Source organism: Actinoallomurus vinaceus (assembly GCF_039542055.1).
Classification (GTDB): domain Bacteria; phylum Actinomycetota; class Actinomycetes; order Streptosporangiales; family Streptosporangiaceae; genus Actinoallomurus; species Actinoallomurus vinaceus.
In genome coordinates, this window is record NZ_BAABHK010000010.1 from 373,953 (window position 1) to 391,563 (window position 17,611).

A 17,611-nucleotide genomic window follows, 5' to 3' on the forward strand; every position below is an offset into this window, starting at 1 on the left:
TGAAAAGCACCCTTCGCCGCCACCGGCCGGGGCCGGGGTCCGCTGAGATCAGGGAGCCGTGGATTGGTGCCACGGCAACTTCGAGCTCGCGTTGTCCCGCCAGTACTCGCCCCGGGCACCGTTGGGTTGCTGCGCTATCACGTCGAAGTTTCCGGGGCCGTTCCAGCCATGGCTCTGGATCATGCTGATGTTCTGGTAAGTCGTTCCGTTACCGAACTCGACCGTGTTGTCGCGAAGGTTGCCAGGGCTCCACGGGTACCCCGAGGCATCATTGTTGCGATACCAGATGCCGACGCCGCCGCCGACATATGGCGCAGCCACCTCGAAGTTACCGCGCTTACCGAAGGTGCTCTGGACCAAGGCGGGAGTGCCTATGCGCACAAAACCCGACTTGGTGAGCATCGTCGGCCCGTGCCAACCGTGGCCGTCCCGGTAGAAATGCGCCAGGTCGGCGCCGATCACTCGTCCATTACGGGTCGTCGCGACAACGTCGAGGTTGCCACCGAAGTTACCGCTCTGGATGAGAGCAACCCCGCTGAAGTCCTGCTTTCCGGAAGGCTGGATGAAGGTCGGCGCACTCCAGGGATTCCCGGCGGCGTGGTTGTTCCTCCACCAGTGCATGAGCCCATGCCCGAATGAGGCCGCGACGACTTCGAAGTTGCCGGACGCGCTTTGGATAAGTGCACCATTACCGTACATGCTCGTTGCACCCGGCAGGGTCACGCCGACATGCCAGCCGTTCTTGTCGCGGTAGAAGTGCCGCAGCTCCGTATGCGGAGCCCTACCGACCGGCGCGATGCCTTCGAGGTTGCCGTTCTGGCGGTTCTGGATGATCGAGATCGGCCGCTGAACACCGGTCAGGCTCTTCAGGACGTGTTCCGGGCCGCGCCAGGGGTTGCCTGGAGCGTCGTTGTCGCGCCACCAGTGCAACAGGCCGACGCCCGTGTTGTCCGCGGTGACGTACTCGAAGTTACCGCGCTTGCCGAAAGTGCTTTGGATAAGTGAGCCGCTCGACGTTGCCGGGAGTGGTCGCGGTGCCGCATTCGCCGTGGCAGGCGTTACGGCCAGCGCGGTCAGGATCAGACCGAGCACCGCTAGTGCGGATTGCCACCCTCTCTTGTGCATGCATGTCCTCTCAGCGGGGCCTGCGAAGGCGTTCTGCCTGCGCCAGATACTCCTCCTTTCCGCCAACCGACGCATGTCCCCTATTTGCTCTACAACGCCCGAAGGTGTTTCAATCCTCACTTTGGAGCGAGCGACCGCGCCCCGAGGGACTGGGGCGAGCTGCAGCCGGAGCAAAATCCGGCATAACGCCTGAATGTCGCCGACGGGCGCGGGCCCTTGTTCTGCGGTATGCCCCAGGCGGAAAAGTTGAGTTCTGGCTCAAGTCCGGTGATCGGTCGTGGGTCTTCTTCCCCGGCGTTGCCACCGCTCGGCCTCCTTGGTGCGGCCGGCTTGCGCGAGTGGGTTGTCGGTGCCGCGCGGCAGGATGTGGGCATGACTGAGGCTCTGGGGCTTCCCACCGCGCTGGGTGATGAGGCGGCTTACCGGCAGGCGGTCGCCGAGGCGGTCGCCGCCGCGGCGGCCTACTACGGCGATGGCTCGACCGCGTTGGACGATGATGCCTACGACCGGCTCGTGCGGCGTATCGCGGCGTACGAAGAGGCGCACCCGGACCAGGTGGCGCCTGACTCACCGACCGGAAAGGTCGCCGGCGGGGCGGTCACCGGCGATGTGCCGCACACGGTCCCGATGCTGAGCCTGGACAACGTCTTCTCCCCCGAGGAGCTCACCGCGTGGGCCGCCGGGCTGGAGCGGCGGCTCGGCCGGCCCGTACAGGCCTGGAGCGTGGAGCCGAAGCTCGACGGCCTGGCGGTCGCCGCTCGTTACCGGGAGGGACGGCTGGTCCAGCTCGTCACCCGCGGTGACGGCGTCGCGGGCGAAGATGTCTCGCACGCGATCGGCACGATCGTCGGTCTGCCGGACCGGCTGGCCGAGCCGGTGAGCGTGGAGGTGCGCGGTGAGGTGATGATGACCGCCGCTCAGTTCGAGGCCGCGAACCTCGTCCGCGTCGAGCATGAGGGGACGCCCTTCTCCAACCCGCGCAGTGGCGCGGCCGGCACACTGCGGGCCAAGGACCGGCCGTACACGGTCGAGCTGACCTTCTTCGGCTACGGTGCGCTCGGCCTGCAACGCGACGGCGACCTCGCCCGGCGGCTGGAGGAGTCCGCGCACAGCGAGGTGATGGAGTTCGTCGCCGGACTGGGCGTACGGACCAGCACCGCGACCGGCGCCGGCACGACCACCGCCACCGGTCTGGAGGACGTGCAGCGGCGCGTGGAGAAGATCGCCGGCCTGCGGGCCGGACTGGGTCTGGGCATCGACGGCATCGTCATCAAGGCCGACACCGCCGCCGACCAGACCGAGGCCGGGTTCAGCTCGCGCGCGCCGCGCTGGGCGATCGCCTACAAGCTCCCGGCCGTCGAGAAGATCACCCGGCTGGTCGAGGTCGAATGGAACGTGGGACGCACCGGTGTCATCGCGCCGCGGGCGGTCCTGGAGCCCGTCCAGATCGACGGCACCACCGTCACGTACGCGACGCTGCACAACGCCGCGGACATCGCCCGCCGGGGCCTGCTGCTCGGCGACCACGTGACGGTGTACAAGGCCGGTGATGTGATCCCGCGCGTCGAGGCACCCGTCGTGCATCTGCGCACCGGCGCGGAGACCCCCATCGCGATCCCGGAGACCTGCCCGCGCTGCGGCGGTGACATCGACACCTCCCAGCAGCGGTGGCGGTGCCGCCAGGGGCGGCTGTGCCACGCCCTCGCGTCGATCTCCTACGCGGTGTCCCGTGACGCCCTGGACATCGAGACCCTCGGCCACACCCGTATCGAGGCGATGCTGCAGGTCGGACTCATCGCCGACTTCGCCGACCTGTTCACCCTCACCCATGAGGCCGTTCTGGGCCTGGAGCGGATGGGCCAGACCAGCACGACGAACCTGCTGGCGGCGATCGAGGCCGCCAAGGCCAAGCCGTTGAACAAGGTGTTCTGCGCCCTCGGCGTCCAGGGCACCGGACGCAGCATGTCCCGCCGGATCGCCCGTCACTTCGCCACGATGGACGCGATCCGCGCCGCCGACATCGACGCGCTGCAGCAGGTCGAGGGCATCGGGCCCGAGCGTGCCGCCCTCATCGTCGCCGAACTGCGCAGTCTGGCCCCCGTCATCGACAAGCTCGTCGCCGCCGGGGTGTCGATGACCGAACCCGGCGCCACCACCGGCGCGGGCACTGATGGACCGGCGCCCTCGGCCGACGCGGACCTGCCGCTGGCCGGCATGACCGTGGTCGTCACCGGCTCGATGACCGGCCCGCTGGCCGCACTGTCCCGCAACGAGATGAACGAATTGATCGAACGCGCCGGCGGCAAGGCGTCCTCAAGCGTCTCCGCCAGGACATCCCTGCTGGTCGCCGGCGACAAGGCCGGCTCGAAGAAGGACAAGGCCGCCACGCTGGGCGTCACGGTCGCCACACCGGAAGAGTTCGCCGAAAGGGTCAAGGCACTTCTGTGAAGCGTCCCAGGCAGGGAGTGGCAGCGATCCACCCACACCGCCGTTGATCACGACTCAATACGCGGCCTAGGCGATAGGCGCGGTCCAGAAGTCAGGGTCTTCAGTAAGAGTGGTCGTGCGGCTGCGCTCGGAGCGGTTACCGGAGGACGCTCCAGCCATCGGCATCAAGGGCATGCCCTCCTCCGCGGCCGCCGCTTCGCTCGCCTGGATGACGCCCGCTTCCTCGGCCGCCCCGATCACACCGGCCTCGGAGACACCAATGATCCCGCCGACTCCGGTCGCGAAAGGGCTGAGGGCTGGAATGCCGTTACTCGGTCCGGACAGCATCGCGCTGGTGAGGGCCGGATTGCCCGTGAGGCCACTAAGGATATGCGCGGGATCCAGCAAACCGGCCAGGTTCGTGCCATTGCCCGCAGTGGTGCTGTGTGCCGAGGTGGCGGACTTGGTCGAGGTGCCGTGCTTGGCCGGTGAGCTCGCCCCTTTTTTGGCGACCGGCATCATCTTGAGTACGGCCGCGCCGATCTCGAGGGCCGCAGCGGCAGAGGCGGTCCCGGTGATCACCAGGTCCGCAGCCGCCTCGGGATCGCGCGACCCCGGCACAGGAGTGGGATACACCTTTCCCTGGAAGGGCTTCAGCGCCGCACCGTACGTGACGAGAGTGTCGCCGATGGTGCTGAGTGCACTCTGAATACTGCTGCTGGACACCGTCAGATCGGTCATGGTGCTCTTGGCGTTGCTCGCCGCAGCCCCACTCCACGTCTTGTCACCCGCGAACAACTGCTGGTGGGCGGTGTCGATGGTGGAGCCCAGGGTTCCGTACAGGCTTGATATTTCTTTGATGGCGCTACCACACCCGATGATCGCGTCCGAGTTGATCGCCGCGAACAGCGACTCCGCTACTTCCGCGATTGGCACGAGCGAACCCCCCTTGGAATCGTTCGTCTCACAGGTTGGGGATAATCGACTTCAGATGCGATATCATGGCGTAATTCTCAGCCTCGGTCGCATGGTACCGTTTCCCGCTCTCGGAAATATTGTCGACGGCGGCCTGAACGCTTTGGGTGTGATTCTCATGCGCCGCAGCCGCAACGCCAAGCGCCATTCCAATAGCGGCCGCGAGCTCTATTCCAGTGGGCCACATGCCGACGAGAGCCTCGGAAATTCCGAGACCTGCCAGCTGATTCGAAGTGTCGGCAAGCGGTTCGAGGCCGTTTGACACGGTGCTCGCCGCGCCGTCGAAGACCGACCGATCCGGAAACTGTAGTTTTTCGCCTTCACTCATCGCGTCATCCTCGGGTGATCATCAGCTCCCGCTGGGACTGCGCCTGTGTTCCAGGGGCCATCGTAGTCTCTAATAGACAGTCTCGTCTATAAGACGGTGGCCGACATGGGCCTTCGCGTGGTGCTCCTCGCCACACTCGGGCAGTCCCCCTGCGGCTCGCGCCCTCGAGTCACCTGCAGGAAATGGGAACGGTCAAGGCGATCTTGCCCTGCCGTGGTCCTTGTGCGGCGGATGCGTGCGCTCGGGCCGCCTGTGCCATGGAGAACACCTCCTGCAGCGGAAGGCGGAAGCGTCCTTCTTCGAAGAGCGCGGCTTCGCCGAACGGCAAGTGCGTGACCGTGGCCTGAACGAAGCACTGCTCGGTTCGCACGCAGCGGGAGCAGCGCTCGCTGAACAGCGCCGGGCGCACGCCGAGGCATTCGCGCAGCTGGTGGAACGCGCACGACATGACGGCGCCGTCCGCCAACAGGGGCGGCCGACGGGGTCGAGGTGGCACGTTTCCGGCGGGAGGCCGAGATCGCCGCGACCTTGAACCACCCGGGGATCACCACGGTGTTCGACATCGACGAGCACACCGACGGGGGCCTGCGCGTCCTGTTCCTGGTGATGGAACTGATGCGGGGGCGTGACCTGGCCTCGGTACTGCGCGAGCATCCGGACGGGTTGCCCATCGCGCAGGTCGTGGACTGGGCGGTGCAGATCCTCGATGCCCTTTCGGTCGCCCACCGGCACGGGGTGGTGCACCGCGACATCAAGCCGGCCAACCTCTTCCTGACCGACGACGGGCGGGTGAAGGTCTGTGACTTCGGGATCGCCCGCCTCGCCGACGCCACCAAGATCACCGCTACCGGGTCGTCGGCGGGCACTCCGCTCTACATGGCACCCGAGCAGATCGAGGGCCACACCGTCGACGAACGCACCGACCTGTACGCCTTCGGCTGCGTGCTCTACCAGCTGTTGACCGGGACCACCTGGATGGACACCGGCTCAAGCGTCGGCGCCATCCTCTACCAGCACCTCAACCGAACCCCGGCATCCCCGCAATCCGTACGGCCTGACATCGACGACCACTTGAGCACCCTGACACTGAACCTGCTGGCCAAACAACCAGACGGCCGGCCCAAGGACGCATCCACCGCCGCCGAACGGCTGCGCCAGTTCCCTAACGAGCCTCATCAGGTACGGGGGAACCGGCGTCCTCCAGTAGAGGTGATCGACACCCCGGGCACGCCTACGGCAGACCGGACACCGTCCCTGCGTGTACGGCCGGTTGCGCCGCGACCAGCGCGGACCGCCCCTGCGCCGACGATGACGTCCCCGCCCGCTCCGGGCCGGATCCGGCGCCGCACCGTTCTCTTCGGTGGTCTCGGGGCGGCCGCCCTCGCCGGCTCTCACCGGCCACACCGACTGGGTCAGTTCGGTGGCGTTCAGCCGGGACGGCAAGACGCTCGCCACCGGCAGTAAGGACAGCACCGCCCGGTTGTGGGATGTGGCCACCGGCCGTACCACCGCCGCCCTCACCGGCCACACCGACTGGGTCACTTCAGTGGCGTTCAGCCCGGACGGCAAAACCCTCGCCACCGGCAGCTGGGACAACACCGCCCGGCTGTGGAAGATCAGAAGTCGATGAGCTCGACGGTTACCGTCGCGATGTCACCTGCGTCGAGGGCTTCGGCTGTGCGGACAGCGCGTTTGATGGGCAGTACGTAGCTCCCACGCTTGCTGTCCGGGAAGATCGAGGTCTTCCAGGTGCTCCCGCCGACCGTGACCCGCACCCGCAGCGAACCGAAGCCGCGACGGGCTCCGCCGGTCAGGTCACGGATCTCCTCGGAAGCCTCGGTAGGCAGGCTCACGAAGGTCCAACTGTCGGCGCGCCGGGCGTCCCATATCCACAACTCGGCTTCAAAATCGACCACCACGAGTTCATCATGACGCTGGGGTCCGACAGTCCCTGCGCACAGCCTGTGGTGCGCGCTGGTGTGAGGTCCGCAAGCAAGGCCGTTGCAGCGCCGGGTCGGGGAGGCACCCCAGTGCTCGCGTCGCGGGGGAAGACTAAACTGAAGACCTCAAAAAGATCAGAGTGCCAGTCCTGGTGATGCACGGTGACGACGATCAGATCGTCCGCTACGCCGCCGCGAACGGTCGAACTGGTACAGAACGGACGCTGAAGACGTACGAGGGCTTCCCACACGGCATGCCGACCACTCAGGCCGACACGATCAACGCTGGCCTGTTGGCCTTCGTCCGGTCCTGATCAATCGTCGGGGCCTGCACCGTCAGATCAGCGGCCTGTTCCGACACCTCGGCGCCGGTCCCCGCACCGCCAACCGCTGATTCCGGCGTCAGGCGTCACCCTCGAAAATGGTCAAGACGTCGCTCGGCGGCTCGCACTCCAGGCGATCTAACGTCGCCGCACCGCGGCCACGTACAGCAGGGGAGGGAGAGCGCAGTGAGGAAGGTGCTGATCACCGGATCGGGTACGGGCTTCGGACACGAAGCGGCGATGCGTCTCGCGGAGAAGGGATTCGAGGTCATCGCATCAGTCGAGATCTGGGCCCAGGTACAAACGCTCAAGCGCCAGGCGGCTGAGCGAGGAGTGAACCTGCAGGTGGAAAAGCTCGACGTCACCGACGACGGGGACCGGAAGAAAGCCCTCGCATGGGACGTCGAGATCCTGGTGAACAACGCCGGCGTGGGCGAGGGCGGCTCGACCCTCGACATCCCGGCTCAGAACATCCGTAGGCAGTTCGAGGTCAACGTCATCGGCCCGCTCCTGCTGACGCAAGGCATCGCCAAGCAGATGGTCAAGCGGGGCACGGGACGCATTGTGTGGGTCTCATCCCGGGAAGGCCTCAACGTCAACCCCTTCACCGGCATCTACTCCGCCTCCAAGCACGCCATCGAGGCCATCGCCGAGACCATGGCCTACGAGCTGCAGGAATTCGGCATCGAGGTCGCCACCGTCAACCCCGGGCCGTTCCTGACCGGTTTCAACGACCGGATGTTCCAGACCTGGCAGAGCTGGGAGGACGACGCGTCCGACAGACTGTTCGACTACTCGAAACTCGCTTTTCCTCGAGCACAGTTCGATCCCGAGCCGGTGTACGCCACGCTGACCGCGGTCGCCGCGGGAGAGGTCGACGCCTACCGCAACCTCGAACCGAAGTCGATGATCGAGGAGACCAAGAGCCTCCAGCAGATTCCGTGGGATCGAAAGGTCACAGACGATCTCAAGGCTCGACCCAGGCAGATCCAGGCCTCGTACGACATGGAACCTGAGACCCCGGTCTCCGAGTGAGTCGAGCCCGACCAGCACCACGATCAGGCACAAGCCGACCAGACCCCGCGTGCGCGGGGAGCAACGCGGGAATCTGTTTCAGCGCCCGTAGCGCTCGCAACGCAGGTATGTGACCGGGGGCGTCTTGGCGCCATCGTCGAGGCAGACCCGCACGATCGCGGGTCCGCCGGGAGCGTACGTCGTCACGGTGAAGCTGAATTTTGCACTGGTGCCGCAAACGTTGTCGTCGCTGTAGCCGCGCGCCAGTTCCTCGCCGTTAGCGGCAAGAGCGAAAGCACTTGTCCCTCGGCAATAATTCTGGTCAACCGACTTGTGCTCACCCGCCACGACGACCGATCGGTTGTACCAGGTAATCGTGCCCCTCGTGTAGGTGTTCCCGACGGTTACGTCGAACGTGCTGACCGGGTAGTCAGCGGCGCCGGCCGCAGGAGCGGCCAAGAGCGTGCCTGCGGACAGTATGACGGTGCCGAGGGCAGTGGCGAGCTGGATGCGCAAGTCGTCTCCGGAGTTGAGGCCCGTACGGCTGTCGGCAGCGGACGCTTCAGTATCCATGCGTACATTAATCACGTCCATGAAAGAGGGAAAATGACGCCACAAGCCGGGCGGCCGTGTCCTTGTCCCGGACCCGGACCTCCGCGTGGCGGTCCAGCAGGTCCCGCAGGTCAGCTCGGCCCGGACCTGGCGCGGCTGTTTACGTGGCTGAAGCCGGCGCTGCTCCGACGTCATGACACCCACGTCGCTTGGGATGCCGTAGCATCGACCATGATCATCTCGGCCGACCGGGCGGTGTGTCGCCTGGGAATCGGCGGCGTCCCGGACGGTCGCGGCTACGCGGCGCTCACCAGGGCGATCGAGTGTGACGCCACGCTTGCCGCGGCGTGGGTCAACCGCGCCATCCTCGCCTTCGGGAACGGCGAAGTCGACGCTGCCATCTCCGATCTGACCGAGGCGCTGAACCTGGGTGATGACCCCGTGATCCGATACAACCGGGCAGTGGCCCACCAGCACGGCCGGCGCTGGCAGCAGGCCATCGACGACTTCACCCAGGCTCTCCTCCTGGACCCCGGCGGCGCCGAGGAGATCCTCATCCGCCGCGCCGCCTGCCACCGCGAACCGGGCCAGACCGAAGAGGCCCGGCGTGACCTGGACGAGCACACCAGCCTGCGCACCGCATAGGAGGGGTTCGATCCAGCGCCCCAGAGCCGGCGCCGACATATGCTCGGCTACAGAGCGTCAGCATCTTCCAACCAGGTGAGATCGCCTGACGACATGGGGCGCATGCGGCCGACGTGGGCCGGGTTCGTGCGCGGACGTGCCGGCTCGGGACGAGCGGGCCGGCGAATGCGAAGGGGGTGCCCGTGCCCGACTTTCCGAGAATGATCGCGCCGGTCGATCACATCGAGCCGGTGCCACGCCGGATCCGTGCCATGCTGGGCGGCCGTGTCGTGCTGGACACGACCCGCGCGGTGTACCTGTGGGAGTGGCCCTACTACCCCCAGTACTACATCCCGATCGGCGACGTCGACCCGTCCGTGCTCGTCGACGAGCAGCGTCCGCACAAGCTGAGCCGCGGCACCGCCCGCAGTCTGGGCCTGCAGGTCGACGACATCAGCCGCCCGGCCGCCGGTCGGGTCTACACCGACGACTCCTTGGAGGGCCTGTCGGGGATGGTCCGCTTCGAATGGGACAAGCTGGACGCCTGGTTCGAGGAGGACGAGGAGGTCTTCGTCCACCCGCGTAACCCCTACGTCCGGGTGGACGCGCTGCGCTCGACCCGGCCGGTACGGGTCGAACTCGACGGGACGGTCCTGGCGGAGTCCACCGCACCGGTGATGGTGTTCGAGACGGGCCTGCCGACCCGCTACTACCTCAACCGCACCGAGATCGACTTCGAGTACCTGCGGCCGACGAACACGGTGACCGCCTGCCCGTACAAGGGCAGGACAACCGGCTACTGGTCGGTCGAGGTGGGCGGGACCACCCATCCGGATCTGGCCTGGTCCTATGATTTCCCGACCCGTAGCCTGCTGCCGATCGCCGGGCTGGTCGGCTTCTACAACGAGAAGGTCGATATCCATCTCGACGGCCGGCTGCTCGAGCGGCCGGTCACGCACTTCTTCCCGTCCTCGGACCGGACGGAAGCCCGTCTCACCAGGTGAGGCAGCCCCGGGCGGCGGCCACGTCCGGACCGTGGTAGACGTCAGGGCTCGAGGTCTGTCACTCCCTTGCCGCTCGATATATCGAACGGCACAGATACCTGGTCGTGCACGATCAGCCAATTGCCGTCGATCTTCCGGAAGCAGAACGTGGCCCGGACCCACATACCGCTCGTCGCCGTCCCGTTCTTCAGCGTGCCGCTGAGCCGGCCGAAGCAGTGCCCGAATGCCACATCATCACCCACCGTGAGCGTCAGGTCGCGAACCTCATAGGTCACAGCCTGGAAGAACGTGAACGCGTTCGTCCAGTTCTTCAATTTCGCCGCTATTCCTTCATGCTGCAGCGGTGGTTCGACGTCGAAGGACACGACGTCCGTTGCGTAGAGCTGCTTCAGGCCCTCGAGATCATTGGCTCGGATTCCTTCGACTATCTTGTCGACGTGCTGCCTGAGCGTGGCTTCGTCTACCTCACGTTGCGTAGGCACCGCCAACCATCCCTTCCATTCGGTGTGGAGTCTTGGCTTCTCACTAGTACGACGACACAGCACCCCGGAATGTCAGGCCCGGGACGGGCGTGCGGGGGTTCAGCCGGCGGTGACCGGGGAAGCGGCGCGCAGCGGCGCGAGCGCGGTGCTCCAGGCGACGACCTGGTCCAGCAGCGTGTCCAGGGCGGTGAGGTTGTGGTCGCCCGGCTTGAAGATGGTGAAATTCTCGAACTCGGTCAGCAGGGACAGCGTGACCTGCGGGGCCACATCGGCCATCTGCAGCGCCCCGCAGACCAGCCGCAGCTGCTCGACCGCGCGGGCGCCGCCCACGCTGCCGTAGGAGACGAACCCGACCGCCTTGTTGTTCCACTCCGCGTACAGGTAGTCGATGGCGTTCTTGAGCGCCCCGGGGAGGGAGTGGTTGTACTCGGCAGTGACCATCACGAACCCGTCGAACGAGGCGATGGTGTCCGCCCAGGCCCTGGTGTGCTCGTGCTGATACCGGCCCGGTGACATCGCCGCCGGCGCCGGCTCGTCCAGGTGTGGCAACGGGTGGTCGAGCAGGTCGATCACCTCGAACTCGGCGTCCGTGCGGTGCGCCGCCCTCTCGTAGACCCACTGGGCGACCTGTTCGCCCTTGCGGCCGGGGCGGGTGCTGCCGAGGATGATTCCGATCTTGATCATCGTTCTCCTGTTCTGATGCTGATGCCGGTGCGCTGAACCTGCCGCTGCCGGGCCTTGCCCGGAGCGCGGCGGCACAGCTGTGGGGGCGGTGAAACCGCTCTGCGGGACCCTCCGACCACTACGACGACACGACCCGGCGGAATGTCAGGCGGCGCGGCAACCTGACAATTCGGTGTGCTATCTCGTCGTACCGGTGAGGGCAGATCCGACCCAGGGAGCCTCCGGAACCATGACCGACCACTCGGGGCCAGGACACGACCGGTCCGACGCGAGCCTGAGCGCGATCATCAGCGAGCGGCGTCAGCTGATCAATCTCGCCTACCGTCTCCTCGGCTCTCTGGCCGAGGCCGAGGACGCCGTCCAGGAGACCTACGCCCGCTGGTATGCGATGTCCCGGCAGCAGCAGGACGCCATCGAGTCGCCCGGCGCCTGGCTGACCAGAGTCGCGAGCCGTATCTGCCTGGACCTGCTCGGCTCGGCACGGGCCCGGCGCGAGCGCTACGTGGGCGAATGGATCCCCGAGCCGCTGCCCGACCGAACCGAGTGGATCAGCGGACGACCGGGCACCGCCACCGTTGACCCGGCCGACCGGGTCACCCTGGACGAGTCGGTCAGCATGGCCTTCCTCGTCGCACTCGAATCGATGACCCCGGCCCAACGCGTCGCACTCATCCTGCACGACGTCTTCCGCTACTCCTTCGCCGAAATCGCCGAGATCACCGGCCGCACCCCGGCGGCATGCCGCGAGCTGGCCTCCTCCGCCCGCCGTCGCATCCGCGCCGCGCAGGCTCCCGCGACGCCGGCATCCCGGCAGGCCCGGGTCGTCAGGGACTTCAAGCAGGCCTGGGAGGCCAAGGACATCGACGCCCTCATCGGCCTCCTCGACCCCGACGCCACGGCGATCGCCGACGGCGGCGGCATCGCCGGCGCCGCGCTTCGCCCGATCGAAGGCGCCGAGCAGATCGTCCGCTACCTGGCCAAACTCGAGAGCAAGCTCCGCAACCTGACGATCCTGGAGCGTACGGTCAACGGCCAGCCCGGCCTGATCGCTCAGCAGGACGGCGTCACTGTATCGGTGTACGCGTTCGAGGTCGCAGGCGACCGGATCAAGCGCATCTGGACCGTACGCAACCCTGACAAGCTCCGCCCGTGGACGACAGGCTGACTCGTACTGCTCACCCTCAATGGCCAAGTGCCGACGCGAGCTGCCCAACCGGGATGGTCAACGCCCGAGGTATTCCGGCCACCGCTGCCGGTTCTCACGGGTCACCGACCTGGTTCAGTCCGCTTCCCTGGGTTCCCAGATAACGGCGTACAGGCGGACCTCGGCCGGGCGGCCGGAGGCGTCTCGCGTGACGGCGGTGGTCCGGCAGAGCACATAGCGGCGGGTGTCCGTGATGAGGCAGAAGAGAGTGCCGGGCCGGTCCAAGGCCGGTGTGACCGGTTCGCTGTAGTTCTGCTGGGCTCCGCACTCCGACCGTGTGCCATGACTGCCGGGCGGGAGGACGGTGATGTCGTCGCTACCGATGCTGTCGAGCGAACGGTCCTGGGAGGTGAACTCAAGGTCGTACGGATTTCCTTTCGACGCCTCGGTGATCGGCCATGACGGATCGTCGAAGTCGATGACCTGATTCGCGCGCAGCGTCACGGGACCCTCGTGGAGGACAGGGCGCAGGCGGCCCTTGTAGTCGGTATCCCGTGAGTCGGCGGCCGATGCCTTCCGGATGGCTCGCGGGGCCGGGTGCGCCGTGGTCGGGCTGGCCGGCAGCAGGGCGGCGGCGACACCGGCCGCCCCGGCGAGCCCGATCACGACGGCGACCGCGACCCCCAGCCGCCGCCTGCCGCGAACACGGTCGAGGGCGGCCACCCACGCCGAGCCGGGGGCGGAACCAGAGGCGGGCGCCGCCGACGAGTCTGAGGCGGAACCGGGGTCAAGCGCCGTCAACGGGCCGGGGACGGAGCCAGGGGCAGGTGCCGCCGACGAGTCGGGGACGGCCCCGGAGGATGAAGCGGTATCGGGATCGGCGGCGGACATCGGCGGCTCTGCGATCGCCCCCTGATGCGCTCCGGCCGGCTTCGCGATTTCGTCCTTCAACGCAGCATGCACAGCGTGCCAGCGTGTCTCCCACTCGCGGGTGTCCCCGCCGCACGCGGCCACGAAGGCGAGGGTGACCCCCAGTGACGGCAGCACGTCTCCGGAGGCCGCTCGGGAGAGTGCGGTGGCGGAGAAGTGGGCCTCGGCGGCCAGCCGACGGTAGCTGGGAGTCCCCGCCTTGTGCCGGAGAGCGCGTAGATCGTGGGCGAAAGAGGCCAGCGGTCCCTGCATCGGGTCCAGCGGCCGCTCGGGCCTTCCCATGGGGGAGATAACCCTCCAAACCGACACGAACGATGATGCCGTGCGTCCCGGGTTGATTATTCACCGGAGGCGTTACTGGTCATCAACCCTAGGGTCACCTTCTCCGGAGCCGCAAGGTGTCACCGTGCGATCGACACGGCGGTGATGCGAAGTCTCCGGCGGCTCCGGTCCCCCTCCGGACGTCTTGGGCCGCCCTTCACACCCGAGGAGTCATCCCGTGGTGCCCGAGCGGCTCGCCCGCAGCCATCCCCTACCGGTCGTGGGTGGCCGAACCTCTGGCCTGCCCCTCCCCCGGCCCGCTCCGTACGGGCGGGCCGGCGCGGGCCGGCGTACGGTCCGAAAGCCGCGGACACCGACCCTCCCGAAACGACCCCTCGCGGGAACGAGGCGGTCGTCGTCAAGGGGTTGTCGGGACCGCGCACGCGTGTTATCTCTTAATCCGACGTGTTGGTGAGTGTGCCCTGACACGTCGTTCATGGTCCGTCGCTGACATTGCCGCGACGGCGCTGGAGCGGTCGCCGCTGTCCTTGCGCGGCGAGCTGCTGATGTCCGGGTGTTCGCTGTTCAGCGCGCCCGTCTGCACTCCGTACGGCCCCGGTAGGGGCATCCAGCGTCGGTACAAGGAGTTCCTGGCATGTGGCGTCGATTGATTCGCGCCTGGCGGTGGATTCTGCTCGCCGTGTTCACGGTGGCAGCCGCAGGCGCACTGTCGATGACGTTGGCCGGGACGGCTTCCGCGGAGAGCGGCTCCTCGCAGCCTCCGCCTTCGCCGTCCTCGTCTTCGTCCCAATCCTCAACCCCCCTCCACAACACCGCAGACCACGCGTGTCGCGACCGCCGACACAGCACGAGACCGCGCGGCTGCGCCGACTGCAAGAGGAGGCCGCCCGAGCGAAGGCTCGCGCCGAGCGCCTGAGACGGTTCTCCGATGGCCTCGCCAAGGTGCGGCGTCACGTTGGCACGTGGCACGACGAGCACGCCGATCTGCGGCGGCGTCACGACGCTCTCCAGCGATTGATCGCGGAGGGCAAGAACGCCAAGGCGCGCAAGCACTTCACCGAACTGCGCCGCGACGTCGACACCGCGCTGCTGCGCCGTGAGCTGATCGCGCAGACCCGCGGTCAGCGACTGCCCGCCGATCTGCGGCAGGCGATCGAAGAGGAACTGCTGCGCGGCAAGGACAAGCTGCCGCGTTCCACGGCCAACGCCGCGGGTCGCGCCGTCACAATCGGCGATCTGGTCACCGACGTCCTCGACGGCGTCTCCGCTCCCGAACGGGATCGGTCGGCCGTCAAGGGCTTCATGACCGACCCGGCGAATGATCCGATCGCCCGGGACATCGCCCGGCTGAGCGGGCTGCGGCCGGATCACGTGCTCGGCAAGGACGCGTCCCTCCGCAAGACCACGGACGCGATCGACAAGCGGCACAACACCGCCAAGACCGCCGCCGCCGCGAAGGCGGCCGAGGCGTGGGACCTGTACTACCAGCTCCACCCGGAGGTGGCGCCCTACGCCCAGGGAAACCCGAAGAACTGGGACGGGGTGATCAGTGTCACCGAGCCGGAGACGGTCGGCCCACCTCCGGCGTTCAACAAGACCGATCGGACCTCGTCCAGGGCCCGTGACGACGTCGGCCACACCGGCAACGTGTCCAAGGCGAACGCTGCTCTCGGCGGATACCACCGCTCGACGGAGGTCGGGCCACGGATCCGCTACCGGGTGACGCTGACCAACGGAGATGTCTACGAGGTCGAGGGCCACACCACCAAGGCGACGTCGAGCGCCAAGCTCCCCGGCACCGCGGACATCTCCTCCGATTCCGCACTACAACCGATCATTGATGCGCTGAAGAAGGTCTCGCCGGTGACGCCGTTCTACACGCGTTCCACCAGCGGGGAAAGCATCAGCGTTGTCACGAGCACCTTCAATGGAACCGCGAAGAAGGTGAGCAGCCCGAACGACACTTTGTTCCGCGATGAGATTCCCATCATCGCCGAGCCCGACGGCGAGGATACGGTGACCGTAAGCCCGGGGAGCACGACCCAGAAATGGGGCTTGCAGTTCGCGGTCCCCGGCCTCTCGGGGGTGACCCTCCAACATGCGACGACGAACAAGCACGACGGAGGGGATCCCACAAAGACCATCAGCGCCATGGGCAATATCGGCGTCGGCCCCCTCTTCAAGGTGGGTGGGACTCTGGAGCATACGAGCGCGAAGGACGACAAGGGCGATCCGAAGAAGACCATCGCGGTCACGGGCAACGCCAGCGGCTCCATTCCGCTCATCAAACCGCTGTCCGTGCAGGCCTCTACACAGGCGACCGGCGAACACACCCAGGAAGAGTGGCTGCAGATTCTCAGGGAGGAACTCTCCAAGCTCCTTCCCGGTCTGCGCCTTCCCGCTTCGTCCGAGCCCGCCGTACTGCCGGACCCCGGCAGCACGCCACAGGACCAGCAGGACAACGGCGACAAGCCCGTCGGCGATCAGCATCAGACCGGCAACGCGTACGAGGTTCCCGACATCCCCATTCCGTGCAACGACGCGATGACGACCAAGGATCGGCAGAACTGCGAGCCGGTCCATGAGCCTCGACCCGTCTGCAACGACACCATGACAACGCAGGACCGGCAGAACTGCGAGCCCGTCCACGAACCCCGACCCGTCTGCAACGACACCATGACGACCCAGGACCGGCAGAACTGCGAGCCCGTCCACGAACCCCGACCCGTCTGCAACGACACCATGACAACGCAGGACCGGCAGAACTGCGAACCGCTGCCGGACTGGGCGGCCTGCGTGATGAGCGGGAAGATCAAGACGGAATGCCCGATGCCACGGATTCCAGCACCGGCTGACAACGACGGCGGCTGTCCCGCGCCGAACGTCGGGGTGCCCGAGCCGGGCCCCGACAACACACCGGACGAGTGCAAGGACGGCGAGACCACCAAGATCAATCCACCGGTCGTGAACCAACCGGACACCCCGGTGGTCAAGCAGCCGGACGTGCCGGTCGTGAACCAACCGGACACTCCGATCGTCAAGCAGCCGGACGTGCCGGTGGTCGACCAACCGGAGGTGCCGGTGGTCAAGCAGCCCGACGTGCCGGTCGTGAACCAACCTGACACCCCGGTCGTCAAGCAACCCGACGTGCCGGTCGTGAACCAACCTGACACCCCGGTCGTCAAGCAACCCGACGTGCCGGTGGTCAACCAACCCCCGGTCGTCAAGCAACCCGATGTCCCCGTCGTCAATCAACCCAGCGTGCCGGTCATCAACCAGCCGGACACCTCGGTGATCAAGCAGCCTGACGCCCCGACAACTCAGCCGACCCCGCAGCTACCGCAAATCTCGCTTCCCCAAATCTCGCTACCGCAGATCACGCCTCCACAGATCTCGCTTCCTCAGGTCTCGCTGCCCCAGATCACCCCGCCCGCTCCGCCGGCTGCCGCGCCTGACCCCCAGCCCACGCCGCAACCGAATCTGATCACACCGATCAACCCGATTTCGCAGCCCGAACCCGCCCCGAAGCCGAACCCGATCGTCCAACCGAACCCGATCAATCAGCCGAACCCGATCTCAACGCCGATCAGCAATCCGGCCACTTCGCCGACCAATCTCAACCTGATTCCCTGAGCCCGTACGCCAGGTGAGGGACTGTCTGAAAGATCGTGGGCGGGCTGGTGATCCGGCAGGCTGGAGCTGACGCTCTGGCCGGAAAGGATCACTGTGACCGACGCTGAAGAAACCAACGAGCAGGTGCCGGCGGCCGGCCTGGAT

Annotated in this window: 20 protein-coding genes; 10 read left to right on the plus strand and 10 right to left on the minus strand. The window is 67.0% G+C overall.

The window, feature by feature from the left end; genetic code table 11:
* Positions 1 to 48 precede the first annotated feature (48 nt).
* Entirely contained in the window at positions 49 to 1,125 is a 1,077-nt protein-coding gene (locus tag ABEA24_RS32625; protein ID WP_345435454.1) for a hypothetical protein, read from the minus strand.
* 372 nt (positions 1,126 to 1,497) lie between these two features.
* On the opposite strand from ABEA24_RS32625, the gene ligA reads away from it, so the two are divergent.
* Positions 1,498 to 3,573, plus strand: a complete 2,076-nt coding sequence (ligA, locus tag ABEA24_RS32630) for an NAD-dependent DNA ligase LigA (protein ID WP_345435457.1) — start codon at positions 1,498 to 1,500, stop codon at positions 3,571 to 3,573.
* Positions 3,574 to 3,639: 66 nt separating this feature from the next.
* Here the strand turns inward: ligA and ABEA24_RS32635 are convergent, their stop codons facing one another.
* The 3 genes from ABEA24_RS32635 to ABEA24_RS32645 form a co-directional block, all read right to left on the minus strand.
* A complete protein-coding gene (locus ABEA24_RS32635; protein WP_345435459.1) occupies positions 3,640 to 4,488 on the minus strand; it encodes a hypothetical protein in 849 nt (282 codons plus the stop codon).
* Positions 4,489 to 4,516: 28 nt separating this feature from the next.
* The gene (locus ABEA24_RS32640) at positions 4,517 to 4,855 is read right to left on the minus strand and encodes a hypothetical protein (protein WP_345435461.1); all 339 of its coding nucleotides are present in this window, start codon (positions 4,853 to 4,855) and stop codon (positions 4,517 to 4,519) included.
* 169 nt (positions 4,856 to 5,024) lie between these two features.
* Positions 5,025 to 5,264, minus strand: a complete 240-nt coding sequence (locus ABEA24_RS32645) for a zinc-binding dehydrogenase (protein WP_425551260.1) — start codon at positions 5,262 to 5,264, stop codon at positions 5,025 to 5,027.
* Here ABEA24_RS32645 and ABEA24_RS53755 point away from each other — a divergent pair.
* Genes ABEA24_RS53755 through ABEA24_RS32655 form a run of 3 tightly spaced genes read left to right on the plus strand, consistent with a single transcriptional unit; the run spans position 5,184 to position 6,485 of the window.
* Positions 5,184 to 5,387 (plus strand): hypothetical protein, encoded by a 204-nt coding sequence (locus ABEA24_RS53755; protein WP_425551261.1) that lies wholly within the window; start codon positions 5,184 to 5,186, stop codon positions 5,385 to 5,387. The genes ABEA24_RS32645 and ABEA24_RS53755 overlap by 81 nt on opposite strands.
* Positions 5,345 to 6,319 carry a serine/threonine-protein kinase gene (locus ABEA24_RS32650; RefSeq protein ID WP_345435465.1) on the plus strand — a complete coding sequence of 325 codons (975 nt, stop codon included), beginning with the start codon at positions 5,345 to 5,347 and terminating at the stop codon, positions 6,317 to 6,319. The genes ABEA24_RS53755 and ABEA24_RS32650 overlap by 43 nt, the downstream gene beginning before the upstream one ends.
* Positions 6,276 to 6,485, plus strand: coding sequence for a WD40 repeat domain-containing protein (locus ABEA24_RS32655; RefSeq protein WP_345435467.1), 210 nt, complete (start codon positions 6,276 to 6,278; stop codon positions 6,483 to 6,485). Before ABEA24_RS32650 ends, ABEA24_RS32655 begins: the two co-directional genes overlap by 44 nt.
* Here the strand turns inward: ABEA24_RS32655 and ABEA24_RS32660 are convergent.
* Positions 6,472 to 6,774, minus strand: coding sequence for a DUF1905 domain-containing protein (locus ABEA24_RS32660; protein ID WP_345435469.1), 303 nt, complete (start codon positions 6,772 to 6,774; stop codon positions 6,472 to 6,474). The two genes, ABEA24_RS32655 and ABEA24_RS32660, sit on opposite strands and share 14 nt — an antisense overlap.
* A gap of 176 nt (positions 6,775 to 6,950) precedes the next feature.
* On the opposite strand from ABEA24_RS32660, the gene ABEA24_RS32665 reads away from it, so the two are divergent.
* Complete coding sequence (locus ABEA24_RS32665) at positions 6,951 to 7,109, plus strand: hypothetical protein (RefSeq protein ID WP_345435471.1); 159 nt, start codon at positions 6,951 to 6,953, stop codon at positions 7,107 to 7,109.
* A 195-nt stretch (positions 7,110 to 7,304) separates the two neighbouring features.
* Positions 7,305 to 8,153, plus strand: a complete 849-nt coding sequence (locus tag ABEA24_RS32670) for an SDR family oxidoreductase (RefSeq protein WP_345435473.1) — start codon at positions 7,305 to 7,307, stop codon at positions 8,151 to 8,153.
* 78 nt (positions 8,154 to 8,231) lie between these two features.
* Here ABEA24_RS32670 and ABEA24_RS32675 read toward each other — a convergent pair whose 3' ends face one another.
* On the minus strand, positions 8,232 to 8,726 hold the full coding sequence (locus tag ABEA24_RS32675; RefSeq protein WP_345435475.1) for a hypothetical protein: 495 nt from the start codon (positions 8,724 to 8,726) through the stop codon (positions 8,232 to 8,234).
* Between the two features lie 189 nt (positions 8,727 to 8,915).
* Between ABEA24_RS32675 and ABEA24_RS32680 the strand changes: the two genes are divergently transcribed.
* Entirely contained in the window at positions 8,916 to 9,329 is a 414-nt protein-coding gene (locus tag ABEA24_RS32680; protein ID WP_345435477.1) for a tetratricopeptide repeat protein, read from the plus strand.
* Between the two features lie 182 nt (positions 9,330 to 9,511).
* Positions 9,512 to 10,312, plus strand: a complete 801-nt coding sequence (locus ABEA24_RS32685; protein ID WP_345435479.1) for a DUF427 domain-containing protein — start codon at positions 9,512 to 9,514, stop codon at positions 10,310 to 10,312.
* Between the two features lie 41 nt (positions 10,313 to 10,353).
* Here ABEA24_RS32685 and ABEA24_RS32690 read toward each other — a convergent pair whose 3' ends face one another.
* Both ABEA24_RS32690 and ABEA24_RS32695 read right to left on the minus strand, forming a co-directional pair.
* Positions 10,354 to 10,794: a YybH family protein gene (locus tag ABEA24_RS32690; protein ID WP_345435481.1), complete on the minus strand. Its 441-nt coding sequence runs from the start codon at positions 10,792 to 10,794 to the stop codon at positions 10,354 to 10,356.
* A gap of 99 nt (positions 10,795 to 10,893) precedes the next feature.
* Positions 10,894 to 11,478: an NADPH-dependent FMN reductase gene (locus ABEA24_RS32695; protein ID WP_345435483.1), complete on the minus strand. Its 585-nt coding sequence runs from the start codon at positions 11,476 to 11,478 to the stop codon at positions 10,894 to 10,896.
* A gap of 229 nt (positions 11,479 to 11,707) precedes the next feature.
* On the opposite strand from ABEA24_RS32695, the gene sigJ reads away from it, so the two are divergent.
* Entirely contained in the window at positions 11,708 to 12,643 is a 936-nt protein-coding gene (gene sigJ / locus ABEA24_RS32700) for an RNA polymerase sigma factor SigJ (RefSeq protein WP_345435485.1), read from the plus strand.
* Between the two features lie 114 nt (positions 12,644 to 12,757).
* On the opposite strand, the gene ABEA24_RS32705 is transcribed toward sigJ, so the two are convergent.
* Entirely contained in the window at positions 12,758 to 13,834 is a 1,077-nt protein-coding gene (locus tag ABEA24_RS32705) for a helix-turn-helix domain-containing protein (protein WP_345435487.1), read from the minus strand.
* Positions 13,835 to 14,398: 564 nt separating this feature from the next.
* On the minus strand, positions 14,399 to 15,205 hold the full coding sequence (locus ABEA24_RS32710; protein WP_345435489.1) for a hypothetical protein: 807 nt from the start codon (positions 15,203 to 15,205) through the stop codon (positions 14,399 to 14,401).
* Here ABEA24_RS32710 and ABEA24_RS32715 point away from each other — a divergent pair.
* Positions 15,137 to 17,467, plus strand: coding sequence for a hypothetical protein (locus ABEA24_RS32715; RefSeq protein ID WP_345435491.1), 2,331 nt, complete (start codon positions 15,137 to 15,139; stop codon positions 17,465 to 17,467). The genes ABEA24_RS32710 and ABEA24_RS32715 overlap by 69 nt on opposite strands.
* The last annotated feature ends 144 nt before the right edge of the window (positions 17,468 to 17,611 follow it).